16 protein-coding genes are annotated in these 15,187 nt (G+C 33.1%); 1 reads left to right on the plus strand and 15 read right to left on the minus strand.

Features of this window, described 5'->3' with window-relative positions; genetic code table 11:
- Window positions 1-121 precede the first annotated feature (121 nt).
- The 6 genes from N4T20_RS06625 to N4T20_RS06650 all read right to left on the minus strand — a co-directional run bounded on the left by N4T20_RS06625 (window position 122) and on the right by N4T20_RS06650 (window position 4,369).
- Complete coding sequence (locus N4T20_RS06625) at window positions 122-1,078, minus strand: geranylgeranylglycerol-phosphate geranylgeranyltransferase (RefSeq protein WP_260672286.1); 957 nt, start codon at window positions 1,076-1,078, stop codon at window positions 122-124.
- A gap of 58 nt (window positions 1,079-1,136) precedes the next feature.
- The gene (locus N4T20_RS06630; protein ID WP_260672287.1) at window positions 1,137-1,727 is read right to left on the minus strand and encodes a DUF502 domain-containing protein; all 591 of its coding nucleotides are present in this window, start codon (window positions 1,725-1,727) and stop codon (window positions 1,137-1,139) included.
- Between the two features lie 64 nt (window positions 1,728-1,791).
- Window positions 1,792-2,730, minus strand: a complete 939-nt coding sequence (locus N4T20_RS06635) for a mevalonate kinase (protein WP_111367624.1) — start codon at window positions 2,728-2,730, stop codon at window positions 1,792-1,794.
- Window positions 2,731-2,867: 137 nt separating this feature from the next.
- A complete protein-coding gene (locus N4T20_RS06640) occupies window positions 2,868-3,038 on the minus strand; it encodes a type II toxin-antitoxin system RelE/ParE family toxin (protein WP_260672288.1) in 171 nt (56 codons plus the stop codon).
- Window positions 3,038-3,256, minus strand: a complete 219-nt coding sequence (locus N4T20_RS06645; protein WP_260672289.1) for a hypothetical protein — start codon at window positions 3,254-3,256, stop codon at window positions 3,038-3,040. Before N4T20_RS06645 ends, N4T20_RS06640 begins: the two co-directional genes overlap by 1 nt.
- A gap of 30 nt (window positions 3,257-3,286) precedes the next feature.
- The gene (locus N4T20_RS06650) at window positions 3,287-4,369 is read right to left on the minus strand and encodes a diphosphomevalonate/mevalonate 3,5-bisphosphate decarboxylase family protein (protein WP_260672290.1); all 1,083 of its coding nucleotides are present in this window, start codon (window positions 4,367-4,369) and stop codon (window positions 3,287-3,289) included.
- Window positions 4,370-4,827: 458 nt separating this feature from the next.
- Between N4T20_RS06650 and N4T20_RS06655 the strand changes: the two genes are divergently transcribed.
- Complete coding sequence (locus tag N4T20_RS06655; RefSeq protein ID WP_260672291.1) at window positions 4,828-5,304, plus strand: TspO/MBR family protein; 477 nt, start codon at window positions 4,828-4,830, stop codon at window positions 5,302-5,304.
- A gap of 5 nt (window positions 5,305-5,309) precedes the next feature.
- On the opposite strand, the gene N4T20_RS06660 is transcribed toward N4T20_RS06655, so the two are convergent.
- The 9 genes from N4T20_RS06660 to N4T20_RS06700 form a co-directional block, all read right to left on the minus strand.
- A complete protein-coding gene (locus tag N4T20_RS06660; RefSeq protein ID WP_260672292.1) occupies window positions 5,310-6,065 on the minus strand; it encodes a hypothetical protein in 756 nt (251 codons plus the stop codon).
- A gap of 77 nt (window positions 6,066-6,142) precedes the next feature.
- The gene (locus tag N4T20_RS06665) at window positions 6,143-6,817 is read right to left on the minus strand and encodes an MBL fold metallo-hydrolase (protein ID WP_260672293.1); all 675 of its coding nucleotides are present in this window, start codon (window positions 6,815-6,817) and stop codon (window positions 6,143-6,145) included.
- Between the two features lie 61 nt (window positions 6,818-6,878).
- A complete protein-coding gene (locus N4T20_RS06670) occupies window positions 6,879-7,460 on the minus strand; it encodes a Crp/Fnr family transcriptional regulator (protein ID WP_260672294.1) in 582 nt (193 codons plus the stop codon).
- 22 nt (window positions 7,461-7,482) lie between these two features.
- Window positions 7,483-8,853, minus strand: a complete 1,371-nt coding sequence (locus N4T20_RS06675) for a hypothetical protein (protein ID WP_260672295.1) — start codon at window positions 8,851-8,853, stop codon at window positions 7,483-7,485.
- Window positions 8,854-8,953: 100 nt separating this feature from the next.
- On the minus strand, window positions 8,954-10,027 hold the full coding sequence (locus tag N4T20_RS06680) for a hypothetical protein (RefSeq protein ID WP_260672296.1): 1,074 nt from the start codon (window positions 10,025-10,027) through the stop codon (window positions 8,954-8,956).
- A gap of 95 nt (window positions 10,028-10,122) precedes the next feature.
- Window positions 10,123-10,770 (minus strand): HAD family hydrolase, encoded by a 648-nt coding sequence (locus N4T20_RS06685; protein ID WP_260672297.1) that lies wholly within the window; start codon window positions 10,768-10,770, stop codon window positions 10,123-10,125.
- A 5-nt stretch (window positions 10,771-10,775) separates the two neighbouring features.
- Window positions 10,776-11,984, minus strand: coding sequence for an NAD(P)/FAD-dependent oxidoreductase (locus tag N4T20_RS06690; protein WP_260672298.1), 1,209 nt, complete (start codon window positions 11,982-11,984; stop codon window positions 10,776-10,778).
- 77 nt (window positions 11,985-12,061) lie between these two features.
- The gene (locus tag N4T20_RS06695) at window positions 12,062-12,739 is read right to left on the minus strand and encodes a glycerophosphodiester phosphodiesterase (protein ID WP_260672299.1); all 678 of its coding nucleotides are present in this window, start codon (window positions 12,737-12,739) and stop codon (window positions 12,062-12,064) included.
- Between the two features lie 526 nt (window positions 12,740-13,265).
- Window positions 13,266-15,125 (minus strand): glycoside hydrolase family 13 protein, encoded by a 1,860-nt coding sequence (locus tag N4T20_RS06700; RefSeq protein ID WP_260672300.1) that lies wholly within the window; start codon window positions 15,123-15,125, stop codon window positions 13,266-13,268.
- Window positions 15,126-15,187 lie beyond the last annotated feature (62 nt).

A 15,187-nucleotide genomic window follows, 5' to 3' on the forward strand; every position in this document is an offset into this window, starting at 1 on the left:
CAAGCAATTGGCTCCTTTTAAAAATGGTATTTTGCAGATATTCAGAAAATTATCAAATAGTGCGCAAAAAAAAATTGGTGAGTCTCAGTGAAATTCTTTATGTGGCTCTGTGGAATATAGCTTAATAATTAGAAATCAATTCCTTTCCGTGCCATAAAACACTAGGATTAATCAGAACAATGCAGAAAACACCAGAAACAATCAGGAATTTTAAAACATTATGAAGTCTTAAAAACTGCTCTTTAGAATTTGATTTCCATAAATAAATCAAGAAAAAAAGTAAAATGCCAAAACAGATATAAAAATAGATGTCCATATAGCCAACATCATAAATATTGACCAAGACGTAAACAGGCAAAATGGTCAAAATAGTCAAAGCTGTAATGATTTGTTTCGAGATCTTTTCGCCATACAAAACAGGGATTGTTCTGTAATCTGTCACCAAATCGCCTTTCAGATTTTCTAAATCTTTAATCATTTCACGAATTAGTAAAAGTAAAAATAAGAAAACTGCATGAGCAGAAATCACCACAAAATGGCTCATATGATTTTCGATTTCTTCAAAAGAAATTTTATTGTAGAAATACAGCAAAATGGCAAAAAATGGAGTTACAGCAAGCAATGCCGACATCAGATTGCCAATAATTGGATACTTTTTAATTTTATGCGAGTAAAACCAAATCAGGAAGATGTACACAGAAAAGAATAAAAAAGCGCGCCAAGAGACTATAGAAGCCATTAAAACCGCAAGAAAGTTTAAGCTGAAATAAACATTCAGTTTTGTTTTCTGGCTCACCAAACGATCCAGCATCGATTTGTTAGGTCTATTTATTAAGTCTTTCTGGCTGTCGTAAAAATTATTGATAATATAGCCTGATGCAATTGTAATAGCCGAAGCAAAAACAATCAGAAACAGATAAAAATCTAGAAGAATATCCAGCGCTCGAATTTCTGGCGCCAAAATAAAAATTGCCGATAAATATTGCGCTAAAACTATTATTGGAATGTTATAACCTCTAACCACAGAGAACAAACTAACAATTTTCATTATTAAAAGTTTATTTTGTCTGCTTAGCATTTCTGATGGGTTATAGTTTTAGAGTGGTAATTTAAGGCTATTATTTTTTTTAGAAGAATTAAAGTTTGTTTTTTAATAAAATTTTAGAACCGAATCCTAATTTTCTAATGCAGGCCAAAGCCTGTTTTTGAGAAATATCAACATCTGTAATGTCTTTCTTTTCAACAAAAACTACAGAACCGCTCCAAGGATTTGGGGCATCTGGGATGAAAACAGCAAACTTGTTTTCGTTTATCTCTTCAATTAAAAAAGCAAATTGCAATCCAGCATCTGTTGGAACCAAGATTACTTTTAAATCCTCTTTAGATTCAAGACCCATAATATTTTCATTCATGTTTTTCATAAATGAATATCCCGGGACAAAACTCAAAATTCCATCTTCTAATCTCTGAATAAGTCTTTTAGCTTGAGCAGATTTGGCCAATAAACCTGCGAGAAAGCAGATGAGAATTATGATTATTATTCCAACAAGTTCTTGAAGCGCAATTCCTAAAACATGAATTCTAGGAAGATGATTTGCAAACGGAAGCGTAATCTTTTGGATAATGCCATATCCTTTCTCCAGAATGATAAGCAATACCACCAATGGTGCTAAAAAGAGAATTCCTCCTAAAAAAGTTGCTTTAATTATTTTAAAAATACTTTTCATAATAAATAACTTTTTAGGATGAAACTTATGGAAATCTACTCAAATAATTTCTGGGTTTAAAGCATTAAAATTGGTAAACAACTTCTAATTTATAGTCTTTTAAAGCTGCTTTTGCACGTTCCAAATCTTCAGTAAATCCAAGGATATAACCGCCACCTCCAGAACCGCATAGTTTTAGATAATAGTCGTTAGAGTCAATTCCGTGCTGCCAGATTCCGTGAAACTGCTCTGGAATCATTGGTTTGAAATGATTCAGAACAACTTTAGAAAGTTTTTTGGTATTGGTAAACAAAGATTTCATATCGCCATGCAAGAAGTTTTCTACGCAGGCATCTGTATATTTTACAAACTGATTTTTAAGCATAGCGCGGAAACCTTTATCTTTTAGGTTTTCCATAAAAATGCTAACCATTGGAGCTGTTTCCCCAACAATTCCTGAGTCTAACAAAAATACAGCACCTTTTCCGTCAAAACTTTGTGTCGGAATTCCAGTTGCTTCAATATTATCTTTTGAATTAATCAGGATTGGAATGCTTAAATAGCTATTTAGAGGGTCTAAACCAGAGCTTTTTCCGTGAAAAAAGCTTTCCATTTGAGAAAATATATTTTTTAAGTGTAATAATTTTTCGCGAGTCAGATTCTCTAGAACAGTGATTTTGTTTGTAGCGTATTTATCATAAATGGCTGCAACAAGCGCACCGCTGCTTCCAACGCCGTATCCCTGCGGAATGCTAGAATCGAAATACATTCCAGTTTCAACATCATTCTTAAGCGTCTCTAAATCAAAAGTAACCAATTCTGGCTGTTGCGTGTGCAAGACTTCAAGATAAGAGGCAAAACTTCTTAGGCTTCTGTTAGAAGCAATTGCCTCTTCTGTTGGTTCTTCGCTTTTTTTCAAAGCGCCATTGTAAAAATTATATGGAATAGAAAGTCCTTTAGAGTCGCGGATAATTCCGTATTCTCCAAAGAGTAATATTTTTGAGTAAAATAGTGGTCCTTTCATGATTTATTTTATGTCTTTCTTAATTTTATTTGGGTTTTGTCTAGTGTCGAAAAATGCAATTATTTCAATTCTTTTCGTGTTGAATTTGTAATAAATTGTTGTTTGTTTTGACAAGACGCATTTTCTATAATTTTTATTTAATTCGATTTAGGGAAAATTTCAGGTTCAATTTGTATTAAATAAATTACTTCATCGAGATTTGATATGAATTTATTTTTTATTCCTTCAGACCACTGATTTTCTAAATATTCAAATAGTTCAACTAAACTTTTTTCGGCATTTTTTGAAAAGACTATTGTTCTTTTCATTAACGAAATTTTTTCATCATTTGTTCATATTCAACAAATTCACCACGTTCAATTTGTCTTTCTCCTTCTTCAATTTCTGCTTTTTGGTCGTCAGTCAAATCATCCCACCAATCTTTCTGTTCTTTTTTAAAAATTTTTCGAATAGATCTTATAATGTTAGGATTTTCTGTTTCAGCTAAAAGCTTTATCAGTTCTAATTTTTCTAATTGAATGTCCATAACCAAAAATTTAATTAAAGATACGGAAAATTATAATGCAATTGCACCGCTTCCAATTTTGTCGCAAATGTACTGACGATTCTGACAAAATACAACTAATTCGTCCTGAATAAATTGAAGTACTTTTTCGCTAACATTTTCTGGATACAATATATGCACATTGGCGCCAGCGTCAAGTGTAAAACATACTGGTATTTGTGTTTCATTTCTGAATTTCCATATCGCATTTATGATTTGCAATGTGTTTGGCTTCATCAAAATAAAATAGGGCATTGAGGTCATCATCATAGCGTGAAGAGTTAATGCTTCGCTTTCTACAACTTTGATGAATTCTTCTAAATTTCCGCTCTCAAAAATGGCGATTAATTTATCCAGGTTTTCATGCGCCTGAGCAAAACGTCTTTCTGCGTACGGATGATTGTGCATTAAATCGTGCCCAACGGTACTCGAAACCTGCTTTTCGCCTTTGTCAACCAATAAAATGGTATCTTGATAATTCTTGAAGTTTTCGTGAATAGTGTATGGAAATTCTACTCCAAACAAGTCAGTGCTTCCTTCAATATTAGCCTGATTTCCCCAAACGACTACATTTCCTTTTACGCTTCGGCAAGCGCTTCCTGAACCTAAACGAGCCAAGAATGAAGCTTTTTGATAGAAATAATCCTCTGTCATTTCTGGATTTAGGATTTTTTCCAAACTCATGAAATTCATAGCCAAAGCCGCCATTCCAGAAGCCGAAGAAGCAATTCCCGAACTGTGCGGAAACGTGTTCTGAGTATCAATTGTAAAATGATAATTCTTTAAAAATGGCAGATAAACTTCAACTCTTTCCAAAAACTTCTGAATTTTTGGCTTAAAATCTTCTTTTGGCTTTCCTTCAAAAAGGAGATCAAAAGAAAAATTTTCTTGATTCTCTTTTTTAGAGAAGGCAAGTTTTGTGATTGTTTTACAATTGTTTAAAGTAAAACTAACAGAAGGATTTGCCGGAATCTGGTTGTTTTTTTTTCCCCAGTATTTCACTAAGGCAATGTTACTTGGAGCACTCCACTCAAAGTTTCCGTTTTCGATCGTTGAAGTATATGGATTTGGTATAAAATCGGCAGCTGTAAACATGAATTATAAAGTTTTGGCAAAGATAGTTTTTAAATTTTTTCACCATATAAGTAATATAAGAAAATGTAAGCAGGCTTAAGTAAAAATGAAGTTAGATCGCTTATAAGCTTTAAATTTTTCCACCATATAAGTCATTTAAGAAATTATAAGCAGTACTTGCTAAAAATGTATAGCTTATTTGGTTTAAATTTTTTTACCACATAAGTAATATAAGAAAATGTAAGTTAGCTTAAGTAAAATGAACTTGCATCACTTATATGGTTTAAATTTTTCCACCATATAAGTCATTTAAGAAATTATAAGCAGTACTTGCTAAAAATGTATAGCTTATATGGTTTAAATTTTTTTACCTTATAAGTAATATAAGAAAATGTAAGTAGCTTAAGTAAAATGAACTTATATAACTTATATGGTTTAAAATTTTCTTTTGCCTATTTTTGAATTCAAAATTTGATGTCATGAATAAGTTCGTAAAAATCGCAATAGCTTTAGTAATTTGTTTAACAGTAGGATATTCTGCAGGAGTGGTTACAAAACCAAGCATTGAAACTTGGTATGTAACGCTAGAAAAACCAGTTTTTAATCCACCCAATTGGATTTTTATGCCAGTTTGGACAGTGCTTTATATTTTAATGGCTGTTGCAGCAGCTTTGGTTTGGGACAAAATTAAAGTAGAGACCGAAGAAGTTAAAAAGGCATTGCTTTTCTTTATTATTCAACTGATTTTAAATTCAATTTGGTCGTATTTATTCTTCGGATTAAAAAATCCGATGTTGGCTTTAATCGAAATTATCCTTTTATGGCTGATGATTTATGAAACGTATTTGAAATTCATCAAAATCAATAAAACGGCAGGTTATTTATTAATTCCATATTTAGCTTGGGTTGGGTTTGCAACAGTTTTAAACGCTAGTATTTGGTGGTTGAATAAGTAGTTTTTTTAGTTTTTAATCTCAGTTTTCAGCTTCTTAAATTCTTCATTTTTAGCATATAGAAAATCCATTGTGTAAAGTAAATTTTTCTGTTTTAGAATAATTTCAGATTGCGGATCGGCTGTGCAAAATTCTAAAAAAAGAGCTTTTTCATCAGGATTTAATTTTAAATCTTTTGTAAAGAAATCTACGGGACAAGTTGATTCTGCGAATGTTTTAAAATCCAATTCAGGAGTTTTCTTTTTAGATTTTTTATTGGTATTATCCTCTTTTTTAAACAAACTTAAGAGGCCTGCTCCCATAGCGCCAAAATTCATTCCGTTAGAAATGGTGCCATCATAAACGCCCGTATATTTGCTTAAATTGCTAGAAGCTTTCATTAATGCAATCGAATCTGAAACTTCTTGAGTCAGGCCTACATGAGGAAATTTTATGTTTGTAATTAAGACTTCATCCAGTTCTTCTGGTTTCAAAATCATATTCACAACAATATTATTCTGATCGATATTCTCCTGAGAGATTTTCAGTCTTTTGAAGAAATAATCTTGAGAGAAAAAGAGCAGACTGTCTTTTGGGCGGACTAAAATCGCGAATTCGCCAAGTTCATTTGTTCTTGTGCTGGTCTTCGAAGTTTTATTAATTACTTCCACTTTGTTAAGCGGAATATTCTGTGAAAGAACTTTTCCGTTCAATACTTTTTCCGTTTGAGATACGGTGATCTGATAAGTGAAAACAGAAATTGTTGTAAGTAATTTTACTCTCATATAGGATTAATTAGTTGAGAGTAAAATTATTAGAATAGTCTTAACGAAAACTTACAGAATCTGTAAATTCTTGTTAATTAAAAGATGTTGCTTTTTTGAATAAATTTTTCGAATTCACCCTTATTAAACAAAACGGGACCATGTCCGAAACACAATATTTTGGGTTTTAAAGACGCAAGTTTTAATATTGATTTTCTGTTGGTCTCTTTATCCGTGGTAAATAAGTTAGGAGGTTCGTGCAACCCGACTTTTGTAGTTAATAAATTCATATTCACCATAGCATCTCCCACAATCAAAACACCGTCTTTTTCTCTAAAAAACGATAAATGTCCTCTCGAATGCCCCGGAGTTTCTATGACAGTGAATCCGCCAATTTGATCGCCTTCTTTTAAAGTTTCAGAAACAGGATTTCCTTTTCCCGCCCAGAAGTTTTTCTGAAATTGTGAAATGAGATGGTTAGGGTTTGGATATTCTGAAGTTACATTTCCGTTTTCAGCAAATTCTTTTTCGGGTTCACTGCATAAAAGCGGAATGTTAAGCGTTTCACAGATAACTTTAGTGCTTCCCTGATGATCGGCGTGGGCGTGCGTTAAGGCGTGCTTGTTTACCGTTTTGTTTTTTATGGCTTTTAAAATTGTATTTGCAGAACTTCTGATTCCTGCATCAATTAAAATATCTTCGATCAAATAACAATTAATGGAATTTCGAGGAAATAGCGGAATTTGATAAACGTCTTTGGCAATATTCTTCATCTTTTTCAAATTTTATTTTGGCAAAGATTCGAATTCGGTTTTTCAATCCACTTGATAAATGTTAAGAAATGTCCTGACGGATTCTGCTCAACGATTCTGGCGTAATTCCGAGAAAGGAGGCAATATAGATTAAAGGAGTCCGCTGAACTATTTTGGCTGGTGCCGATGCTAAAAAAGTCTGGTACTTTTCTTTGGCAGGAATCATTTGCAGTTTTAAGACGCGATCTGCCATACAAAGATAGTTCTGCTCGGCGAGAATTCTTCCGACACGTTCCCAATTTGGAATTTCGTTATACAGAAACTGCATTTTTTCAAAAGTGATCGAAAGTACTTCACAATCTTCTATGCATTGAATGTCTTCAAAAGAAACAGATTGGTTTATAAAACTGGAATAGGAAGCAATAAAGCCATCTTCACAGCTTAAATAAGTCGTGATTTCTTTTCCGTCCTTCAGATAATAAACTCGCGCTAAACCTTCTGCAATGAAGAAAATCTTATTGCTGATTTTTCCCATCGACGAAAGATATTCTTTAGCCGCAAACTTTTCATATTCAAAACAAGAAGCAATTGTCTCGATTTCATTTTCAGAAAAAGAGGCAATTGCTGTGATTTGTTTTTGTAATGAAGAATATTTTTTTATCAATCGGAATAGATAATAATAGGTTTTATTCGATACTTATTTTTTCTATAGCCCATTCTTTGTTTAAACCTGCTCCCGTTGCTTTTACTATTACAAATAAATTACTTCCAGTAGAATTACTAAATACAAAAAATGGTTCGGCATCATAAAATACTTTTTCTGATTCATTTTTAGAAACTAGAAATTGCTCTAGTGATATTTTCTTTTTAAAAGCAAGATTTGTATCATTATATACATATACATAAGGAAGTCTCTTTATCATCCAATCTCCAGCAGAGATTAATAGATAGAGATTGTTTTTTGCTGATGAGTGATCTAACCATTCAATTGATGAGTATGAATCGGTAGTGCTAATTGTACCATTATATACCATATCCTGATTTTTTAGTTCAGAAGCTTTTAATACAGTTTTACCTCTGGTAAATATTCTATTCCCATCTTCAGAAAACCATAGATTTCCATTCATCGGATAATCTCCATGATAAGGAGAATCATAAAGATATTCTGCACTTCCATTTAGAATGCCGTATTTTTCTAGGTCAGAAGGGCTAAGTCCATTATTTGCTCCATATAAATACTTTCCAGATGGATGCAATCTTCCTTTTGTGCCTGCATATATTTGCCTGCCAGATTGAAGAATTTCGTTATCATCCTGCAAGTTCATATTGACACATCTTAACTGAGTCCATTGATCTTTTTGTGGAAAAACATAAGCCCATTTATTGTTTGCTAATACAATATCGAGAGCGTAGCAAGATACAGAGTAGGTGTTTATGATGCTTTTGTTCGTTAAATTGATATAAGAGATGTGTGCATCATGTCCAACGGCTGCGGTCTTTCCGTCTAGTGAAATCGATACGCAAGTTGGAATATATTGTAACGGTATACTTTCTATTGTTCCTGTATTTGCTGATAGAATATTGAGTGCTGCAGGGCTTGAAGAAACATAAACAAGCTGATTGGTAGCTTTAGAAAACTCCGCATCGACAACATCAGAATTTAAAACTACTTTTTGTTCTACAAAATTGGTTACACTTACAACTATTGAATCTTTTTTATTGTTGATGTTTAGATATAATTTTGAATAAGATTTACCGTTTGGCAAGTTTTTTTTATCAACAGCAACCTTAATTTCATCATGATTTAAAGAAGTTATAACCCCTTCTTTTTTAGAAAGATTGACATAATCCTTTGAACTTGTTATGGAATAATTTAATGATGTTTTTCCTTGATTTTCAATATTAAGAACAAGGTTGTTGTTGAAAATAGTAAAATTTAAGGTGTCTGGGATGGAGTAATTGGTCTCTTTTACTTGTTCGGTTGAATCATTAGAATCATTGCTAGAACAGCCAATAAGCGTTAATAATGTTATTAATGTTAATACAATTTTTTTCATTTTATTAATTCATTTTGCATTTCATTGCTTTTAATAATCTATCATAACTATATTAAAAAAAGAAGCATGAAATATTAGTAGTTTTAGTTGAAATAAATATTTATTTGTTGATATTGATTTTTTGAATTGCCCATTCATTAGCTAAATTAGAATTAAGAGCTTTTGTAATTACAAACAAATTGTTTCCAGTAGAGTTGCTAAAAACAAAATATGGAACAGCATCATAAGTTTCTTGACTGTTTCTTGTTGTTTGATTAAAATATTTTTCTAAATCGAATTTATTTACATAGCTAAGATCAGAATCATTCAAAACATAAAGATTGTTTGATTTTACTGCATTCCATAGGTCTTCACTTGAAAAGATTACATATAATTTCCCTTTTGAAGCAGAATGATCTAGCCAATCAATCTTATAATTGTTTTCGGAAGTAATTTTACCATTATAGATAGCATCTAAATCATTAAGCTCAGAGGTTTTTAAAACACTCCCTGCTCCAGTGAAGAGTCTGTTTCCGTCTTCTGAAAACCATATGCCAGGAATAGTATAATTTTCTTCTACAAAGTTAGATTCGTATCTATCGTCAATATTTCCATTTTTAATTGTAAGACGTTGAATTTTAGCGCTTGATAATGGGCTTTGCATATAAATGTATTTGCCCGAAGGATGTAGTCTTCCTTTAGTGCCAGCGTGTAATTGATTGTATATGCTTATGGGCATTTCATAATTATATTCCAAATTCATATTAACACTTTTTACGTACGTCCATGAATCCTTTTCTGGGAAAACATACGCCCATTTATTATTTCCAAGAACAATATCAAGCGCGGAACAAGAAATATTGTAAGTTTGAATTATGGATGGGTTTTTTAGATTGACATATGTGATATGACCATCGTGACCTACAACAGCGGTGTTGCCATTTTGTGAAATTGAAATGCATTTAGGAGCGTAAGCTAAACTGATTTTTTGTAATGATTCTGTATTAGAATTAAAAATATTTACTTGAGCAGGATTTGAAGATATATATACTAACTGATCAGTTTGCTTTGAATATTCAGCGTCAATTACATTTGTATTTAAAAGGATTTTATCTTCTTTAAGATCTTCAGAATCATTAGAATCACAGGCAAGGAATACAAAAAGTAAAATGGTTGCCGAGAGTATTTTTTTCATCAATATATTTATAATTTATTTTGTAAGCTATTGCTTATTTTTTGCGGCAAATATAGAAAAATATTTATAAGAATCTTTACGGAAAAGCTCATTAACTACAATATTCCAATTAATTCTGAAGCATGATTAATAACCAGTTTTGCTCCGCTAGATTTTAACTCATCTTCAGTTCTGTAGCCCCAAGTAACGCCAACAGGAAACATATTGGCGTTAACCGCAGTTTTCATATCAATGTCAGAATCGCCTACAAAAAGGATCTCTTCTGGGTTTAAATTCCATTTTTTGCTGATTTCAACAGCTTCAAACGGATTCGGCTTTTTAAGTTCTTCTGTGCTTAGACCAACTGCTGTATCAAATTGTTCTGGAAATATTTCTGATGCTATTTTCTTCGTCAACTCATCAGCCTTGTTCGAGAAAACCGCCATTTTAATGTTTTGAGAAGTCAGGTTTTCTAATAATTCAACGATTCCATCGTAAGGTTTCGTTTTCAGCGTACAGATTTTAGTATATTCATCAACCATACATTCAAAACAGCTTTCGATTTCATCATCAGAACTGTTTGTCGCGGGTAAAGCTTTACTCACCAGATTTCGTAAACCGCTTCCAATAAAATATTGATATGTGTCGTAAGTATGTGTAGGATAATTTAAAGCGGTAAGCACTTTATTCATTGCATCTGAGATGTCTTCTAATGAATTGACTAATGTCCCGTCTAAATCAAAAATAATTCCTTTAAATTTCATTTTTATTAAATATTTTGAGCCAAAATAAATCCGCTTGTCCAAGCATTTTGAAAATTGAAACCTCCTGTTATGGCGTCTATATTTACAATTTCACCAGCAAAATAAAGGTTTTCGTGAATTTTACTTTCCATGGTCTTGAAGTTGATTTCCTTTAAATCGATTCCGCCAGCTGTTACAAATTCTTCTTTGAAAGTACTTTTTCCATTGACTTTAAATTCGGCTTTTGTGAGTTGAGAAGCCAAATTCTGCAATTGATTCTTAGATAAATCTGCCCATTTGGTTTCCGAATCAATTCCAGAAGCCAGAACCAGACTTTCCCACAAACGATTCGGAAAGTCAAAAGGAGATTTCTTCGAAACGGCTTTTTTAGCGTGTTCCTGTTTTAGGTCTTTCAATATTTTTTCGGCATCTTCGTAATCGACATCATTTAGCCAATTCACAAAAATGGTAAACTGATAATTTTTATCGTGTAAAATGCGTGCACCCCAAGCCGAAAGTTTTAAGATCGCTGGACCGCTCATTCCCCAATGTGTGATTAACAAAGGTCCTGTAGATTCTAGTTTGGTATCTTTTACGTTCACAGTGACTTGTGCCGCAACTCCCGGTAATTCTTTAATTCGGGAATCTTTGATGTTGAAAGTAAATAGGGAAGGGACAGGGCTCACGATTGCGTGTCCGTGTTCCTGAAGCATTTCCCAAATTTTAGGATTGCTTCCCGTTGCCATAATCAATTTTTCGGCAGCATAATTATCTGTTTGCGTGTCAATTTTCCAGTGATTTTCTTTTTTGAAAATCGACTGAACGCTTTGTCCTGTCAAAACTTTGATACCTAATTTTTCGGTGGCTTTTAAAAAGCAGTCGATAATGGTTTGTGATGAGTTTGAAACCGGAAATATTCTTCCGTCCTCTTCAATTTTCAATTCGACACCATGTTTTTCAAACCATTCGATGGTATCTCCAGAGCAGAATTGATGAAAAGGCCCGCGAAGTTCTTTTTCTCCACGCGGATAAAATTTAACCAATTCGTTTGGTTCAAAACAAGCGTGCGTTACATTGCATCGTCCGCCACCAGACACACGAACTTTGGAAAGAACTTCTTTTCCTCTTTCTAAAATGGCGATTTTCAGTTTCGGATTTTTCTCTGCAATATTAATCGCGGTAAAAAATCCTGCAGCTCCTCCGCCAACGATGATTATGTCGAAATTTTTGATCATATTTTTTGGTTAGCCACGAATTCACGAATTATTTTTTGACAATCTTTGAAGTAAAAATTCGTGAATTCGTGGCTATCTTATATTTTATCTGGATTATCAGAGATAATTCCGTTTACGTTGTAACTTTTTACTTTTTGAATGTCTTCTTCCGAGTTTACCGTCCAAGGCAAAACTAGAAATCCTTTTTCTTGCATTTGATGAACATTCTTTTCATTTAGTAATTGAAAATCGGGATGAATGGCTTTTGCTTTTATTTTTTCGGCGAAAGCCAAAGCAATATCGATATTTTCTTCTGTTAAAATGCCAATCGGGATATTTGAGTTTAAATTTGATGTTTCCTCCAGCATATTCCAATCAAAGCTTGAAACGATAAAATGCTCGTATTTCCAGTTTTTTTCTGAAATATATTGTTCAATTAATGCCACAACTTTAGGAGCAGTTCCTAAACCTTTTAATTCAATATTGATGAGGCATTTTTTATCTACTAAATCAAAAATTTCGTTTAAGGTTGGGATTTGATATTTTTCATCAATCAAAAATAATTTTAATTCGGCTAAAGAGAAATTATTTACTAAACCTGTTCCATTAGTGGTTCTGTCGATGGTTTCATCATGAATTACGATGATATGTCCATCAGAGCTTAAATGAACATCGAGTTCAATTCCGTCTGAATGTAGGTCTAATGCTTTCTGAAAAGCTTGTAAAGTATTTTCAGGTTCGTAGGCTTTGGCGCCACGATGTGCAATTTTTAGCATTTTGCAATGTTTTTTTCTAACCGCAAAGGTCGCAAAGTTTTGCGCAAAGGTGGCAAGGAATTTATTAAAAATTAAACAGGCGCGAATTCACGAATTTCATTCTCAAAGATTGTCAAAAATAATTCGTGAAATGCTTTGTGCTAAAAAAATAGCCACGAATTCACGAATTTTTATTCTCAAAGATTGTCAAAAATAATTCATGAAATGCTTTGTGCTAAAAAAAAATAGGCACGAATTCACGAATTATTATTCTCAAAGATTGTCAGAAATAATTTGTGAAATGCTTTGTGCTTAAAAAAAACAGCCACGAACTCACGAATTTTTATTCTCAAAGATTGTCAAAAATAATTCGAGAAATGCTTTGTGCTAAAAAAAAATAGCGACTAATTCACGAATTTTATTCTCAAAGATTGTCAAAAATAATTCGAGAAATGCTTTGTGCTAAAAAAAAATAGCCACGAATTCACGAATTTTTATTCTCAAAGATTGTCAAAAAATAATTCGTGAATTCGTGGCGGAAAAAAATTTATTGCAATTCTAAAATTAATGCTGATTTTGGTTCCAATGTAATTTCAGAAGCTAAATCGAATGTTTTTCCTGTAATTACATCTTTCCCTGATTTAAAGGTTTTGATGTTTTCTTTAAAGCGATTTGTTTTTACAACCTGCTCTTTTGCATTGTTATTGAAAACGACCATTACAGTTTTATTATCAGTATATCTGAAATATACATAAGTGTTATTCTCCGGAATGTAATGTGTCATTTTTCCGAAATGAACTGCTTCGTTTGTTTTTCTCCAATTGAATAATTTTGAAGTAAAATCAAAATATTGCGCTTGTTGTGCTGTTCTTCCTGCTGGCGTAAAAGCATTGTTTTTATCGCCAGCCCATCCGCCCGGAAAATCCTGACGAATATCGGCATCGCCTTTGCTTTTGTCACCGCCCATTCCAATTTCTGAACCGTAGTAAATCTGCGGGATTCCGCGAACTGTAGCCAATAAAGTCATGGCCAGTTTATATTTTGGCAAATCATATTTGAACTTATCGTTCATGCGATCGGTGTCATGATTTTCGGCAAAAACCAAAATGTTATTGGTGTCTGGATATAAAAAATCCATTGCAAAATTGTTGTAGAATTTAATCAATCCGCTGTCCCAATTTGGTTGATCTTCGTTGAACGCAGATATAACCTGACTTTGAAGCGTAAAATCCATTACACTTGGCAAATTCGAATTATAGTTTTCAATCGCACCAATTTTACTGTCTTTTTGCCAAAAAGCCAAATTCGCCTGATTGTGCATCCAGATTTCACCCACGATATTAAAATTCGGATATTCATCTGTAATTGATTTTGCCCAATTTGCCATTGCTGTTTTATCCGAATAATTATAAGTATCAACTCTAAAACCGTCCAGATTCGCAAATTCTATCCACCAAATGGCGTTTTGCGTCAAGTATTTTGCAACAATCGGTTTTCTTAAATTCAAATCGGGCATAGAAGGCACAAACCAGCCATCGATACAAACTTCCTGATCGATTTTTGAAGCGTGAATATCTGTAATTACCTCACGTCTGTGGTGCGTTTGTGTGAAAGTTTCAAATTGATTGAACCAGGTTTTGGTTGGGATATCTTTCATCATCCAGTGCGTAATTCCCCAGTGATTCGTTACATAATCCATAACCAGTTTCATGTTCTTTTTGTGCATTTCTGCAGAAAGACGTGCATAATCGTCATTAGTTCCGTAACGCGGATCAATTTTATAAACATCAGATTGCCCGTAAGTATGATACGAATGCTGTTTGTCGTTGTCTTCGCATAAAGGCGTGCTCCAGATTGTAGTCGCTCCAAGAGACGAAATATAATCTAAGTTTTTGATGATTCCTTCGATATCGCCACCGTGACGCCCGCTTGGATCCTGACGATTTCCTTTTTCAGTTAAAGTAGCGTCGCTGTCGTTTTTAGGATTTCCGTTTGCAAAACGATCGGGCATGATTAAGTAAATCAAATCCGATGCATCGTAACTTTTTCTGTCTGCCGAATTTGCTCTTCTTTCTTTAAGCGAATATTTTTGAGTGAAAGCAATTTTATTTTTGTTTTTGAAAGAGAAAACCAATTCAGAAGCTTTTACGTTTTTGGTATCGATTGTTACGAAAAGGTAATTTGGATTTTCTGTTTTTTCTATATTTTTAATCACAACATTGTTCGAAACAGAAGTTTCGTATTGTGCAATATTTTTTCCGTAGAACATAATCTGCAGTTCCGGATTTTTCATTCCAGCGTACCAAAATGGTGGTTCTACTTTTTGGATTTGCGCTTTCGCGGAAGCGGAAAACAACAAAACCATTAGAATTAATTTATAGATAAGTGATGTTTTTTGGTTTTTCATAGTAATAAGAAATTATTCTCATTGTCAGTTCGAGCGTCCCCAAGCTTCGGGACGCTCGAACT

The organism is Flavobacterium sp. TR2, assembly GCF_025252405.1.
GTDB lineage: Bacteria > Bacteroidota > Bacteroidia > Flavobacteriales > Flavobacteriaceae > Flavobacterium.

What these genes read in the sequence shown, in the direction of transcription:
- N4T20_RS06630 (WP_260672287.1), bottom strand. Translation starts at nt 1,727, where the DNA reads ATGAAAAGTATTTTTAAAATAATTAAAGCAACTTTTTTAGGAGGAATT.
- N4T20_RS06685 (WP_260672297.1), bottom strand. Translation starts at nt 10,770, where the DNA reads ATGAAATTTAAAGGAATTATTTTTGATTTAGACGGGACATTAGTCAAT.
- N4T20_RS06650 (WP_260672290.1), bottom strand. Translation starts at nt 4,369, where the DNA reads ATGTTTACAGCTGCCGATTTTATACCAAATCCATATACTTCAACGATC.
- N4T20_RS06695 (WP_260672299.1), bottom strand. Translation starts at nt 12,739, where the DNA reads ATGCTAAAAATTGCACATCGTGGCGCCAAAGCCTACGAACCTGAAAAT.
- N4T20_RS06625 (WP_260672286.1), bottom strand. Translation starts at nt 1,078, where the DNA reads ATGCTAAGCAGACAAAATAAACTTTTAATAATGAAAATTGTTAGTTTG.
- N4T20_RS06680 (WP_260672296.1), bottom strand. Translation starts at nt 10,027, where the DNA reads ATGAAAAAAATACTCTCGGCAACCATTTTACTTTTTGTATTCCTTGCC.
- N4T20_RS06640 (WP_260672288.1), bottom strand. Translation starts at nt 3,038, where the DNA reads ATGAAAAGAACAATAGTCTTTTCAAAAAATGCCGAAAAAAGTTTAGTT.
- N4T20_RS06675 (WP_260672295.1), bottom strand. Translation starts at nt 8,853, where the DNA reads ATGAAAAAAATTGTATTAACATTAATAACATTATTAACGCTTATTGGC.
- N4T20_RS06690 (WP_260672298.1), bottom strand. Translation starts at nt 11,984, where the DNA reads ATGATCAAAAATTTCGACATAATCATCGTTGGCGGAGGAGCTGCAGGA.
- N4T20_RS06635 (WP_111367624.1), bottom strand. Translation starts at nt 2,730, where the DNA reads ATGAAAGGACCACTATTTTACTCAAAAATATTACTCTTTGGAGAATAC.
- N4T20_RS06645 (WP_260672289.1), bottom strand. Translation starts at nt 3,256, where the DNA reads ATGGACATTCAATTAGAAAAATTAGAACTGATAAAGCTTTTAGCTGAA.
- N4T20_RS06660 (WP_260672292.1), bottom strand. Translation starts at nt 6,065, where the DNA reads ATGAGAGTAAAATTACTTACAACAATTTCTGTTTTCACTTATCAGATC.
- N4T20_RS06655 (WP_260672291.1), top strand. Translation starts at nt 4,828, where the DNA reads ATGAATAAGTTCGTAAAAATCGCAATAGCTTTAGTAATTTGTTTAACA.
- N4T20_RS06700 (WP_260672300.1), bottom strand. Translation starts at nt 15,125, where the DNA reads ATGAAAAACCAAAAAACATCACTTATCTATAAATTAATTCTAATGGTT.
- N4T20_RS06665 (WP_260672293.1), bottom strand. Translation starts at nt 6,817, where the DNA reads ATGAAGAATATTGCCAAAGACGTTTATCAAATTCCGCTATTTCCTCGA.